Source organism: Thauera aminoaromatica S2 (assembly GCF_000310185.1).
GTDB lineage: Bacteria > Pseudomonadota > Gammaproteobacteria > Burkholderiales > Rhodocyclaceae > Thauera > Thauera aminoaromatica.
Genome location: NZ_AMXD01000252.1, coordinates 1 through 2,250, shown reverse-complemented (window position 1 = coordinate 2,250; position 2,250 = coordinate 1). Strand labels below are relative to the sequence as shown.

The following is a 2,250-nucleotide window of genomic DNA, read 5'->3' as shown; positions in this document are numbered from 1 at the left end:
ACGCCCGCCGCCGCGCGTCGCGGCTCGCGACGTCGATCGCGACTTGCGTCGCTCCCACGGAAACCGTCACGCCCGCCGCCGCACGTCGCGGCTCGCAACGTCGATCGCGACTTGCGTCGCTCCCACGGAAACCGTCACGCCGGCCAACGCCCGATGCGTCCCCCGTAGGAGCGACGCAAGTCGCGATTTCAGCCGCCCAACGACCGCCGCGCGACTGAGAGGCTCAGGCCAGCCCTTCGGCCTGGTCGGGCAGCCAGACCTGCTCGCCGTTCGGGCGGTAGGCCAGCAGGTGGGCGACGATGCCGCCCTGGATCGACATGATCATGGTCTCGAGCGCCTTCTGCACCGTATCGTCGCTCGGCTCGCGCCCGCCCTGCCCGCTCAGGCAACCGACGAACATCATGTCCCAGCTCTGCCCGGTGTGGCGCGACTCCTCGACCAGTTCCTCGAAGCTCTGCAGCTCGTCGGGCTTCTTGTCCACATACATCACCGGAACCAGCGCCCCGCCCTCGCCCTGCTCGAACTTGGCGCGCTGCTCGGCGGTGGCCTTCTCCGGCAGCTCGGCGCGGGTGAAGACGAGCAGCAGGCGCTGCGGTTCGGGTTGCTGGCGCGCGGCGTCGAGCAGGCTCTGGAAGCCGGTGATGATCATGTGCGGGGTTCCTTGTACGGGTTCGGATCGTTTGGATTCAACTCGGCCAGCCACGGCAGCGCCTGGCGATACCGCGGTGACCTGCGCCACAGCACAGCGCTGATGCCGACCAGCGCAGTCGCCCCGCTGGCCGCTGCAGGCTCAGGCGCGGCGCCAGGTGGTGCCGCCGGGGCCGTCCTCGAGGATCACGCCGGCCTCGGTCAGCTCTGCGCGGATGCGGTCGGCCTCGGCGAAGTTCTTCGCCTTCTTGGCGGCCGCGCGCTCGGCGATCTTCGCCTCGATCGCGTCGGCGTCCAGCCCGTCCGCGTCGGGCGCACCCGCCTGCAGGAAGGCCTGCGGTTCGCGTCCCAACAGGCCGAGCACGCCGCCGAGCGCCTTCAGTTGCGCGGCGAGCGCCGGCGCGGCGCTGCGGTTGACCTCGTTGGCGAGCTCGAACAGTACCGCCACCGCTTCGGCGGTGTTGAAGTCGTCGTCCATCGCCGCGCGCAGGCGCTGCGCGAAGGGCTCGCTCCAGTCGACCACCGGCTCACCGGCCACCGGCACGTTCTTGAGCGCGGTGTACAGGCGGGTGAGCGCGTTGCGGGCGTCCTCGAGGTGGGCGTCGGAGTAGTTGAGCGCGCTGCGGTAGTGCGCGCGCAGGATGAAGAAGCGCACCACCTCCGGATCGTACTTCTGCAGCACCTCGCGGATGGTGAAGAAGTTGCCGAGCGACTTCGACATCTTCTCGTCGTCGACGCGCACGAAGCCGTTGTGCATCCAATAGTTGACGAAGGCATGGCCGTGCGCGCCTTCGGACTGGGCGATCTCGTTCTCGTGGTGCGGAAACTGCAGGTCCATGCCGCCGCCGTGGATGTCGAAGTGGTCGCCGAGCAGGTCCGAGCTCATCGCCGAGCATTCGATGTGCCAGCCCGGCCGGCCCTCGCCCCAGGGCGAGGCCCACTTCACCTCGCCCGGCTCCTCGACCTTGGCGTGCTTCCACAACACGAAGTCGAGCGGGTCGTTCTTGTCCTGCGCTACATCCACACGCTCGCCGGCGCGCAACTCGTCGAGCGACTTGCCCGACAGCTTGCCGTAGCCGTCGAACTTGCGCACCGCGTAGCACACGTCGCGGTTGCCGGCCACGTAGGCCAGGCCCTTCTGCTCCAGGCGCGAGATCAGCGACTGCATCTGCGCGACGTAGTCGGTGGCGCGCGGCTCGTGGTCGGGGCGCAGCACGCCGAGCGCGTCGGCGTCCTCGTGCATCGCGGCGATGAAGCGGTCGGTGAGCTGGCGGATGCTCTCGCCGTTCTCCTGCGCGCGGCGGATGATCTTGTCGTCGATGTCGGTGATGTTGCGCACGTAGGTCACGTCCAGCCCGCTCGCGCGCAGCCAGCGCGCCACCATGTCGAACACCACCATCACGCGCGCATGGCCGAGGTGGCAGAAGTCGTACACCGTCATGCCGCAGACGTACATGCGGACCTTGCCGGGTTCGATGGGCGTGAAGGCTTCCTTGCTGCGCGACAGGGTGTTGTAGATGGAGAGCATCGGTGCGGGCGGGTCGTTGCTGGAGGCCGGCCGCAGGCGGAACGCGGGCGGCGGCTCGATTGTGAGGGGGGGGG

General features: G+C 69.2%; 2 protein-coding genes. Both read right to left on the bottom strand.

What is annotated here, in order from left to right; translation table 11 throughout:
- Positions 1–223: 223 nt before the first annotated feature.
- On the bottom strand, positions 224–649 hold the full coding sequence (locus C665_RS19305; RefSeq protein ID WP_004328313.1) for a hypothetical protein: 426 nt from the start codon (positions 647–649) through the stop codon (positions 224–226).
- Positions 650–790: 141 nt separating this feature from the next.
- On the bottom strand, positions 791–2,176 hold the full coding sequence (cysS, locus tag C665_RS19300; RefSeq protein ID WP_012585797.1) for a cysteine--tRNA ligase: 1,386 nt from the start codon (positions 2,174–2,176) through the stop codon (positions 791–793).
- Positions 2,177–2,250 lie beyond the last annotated feature (74 nt).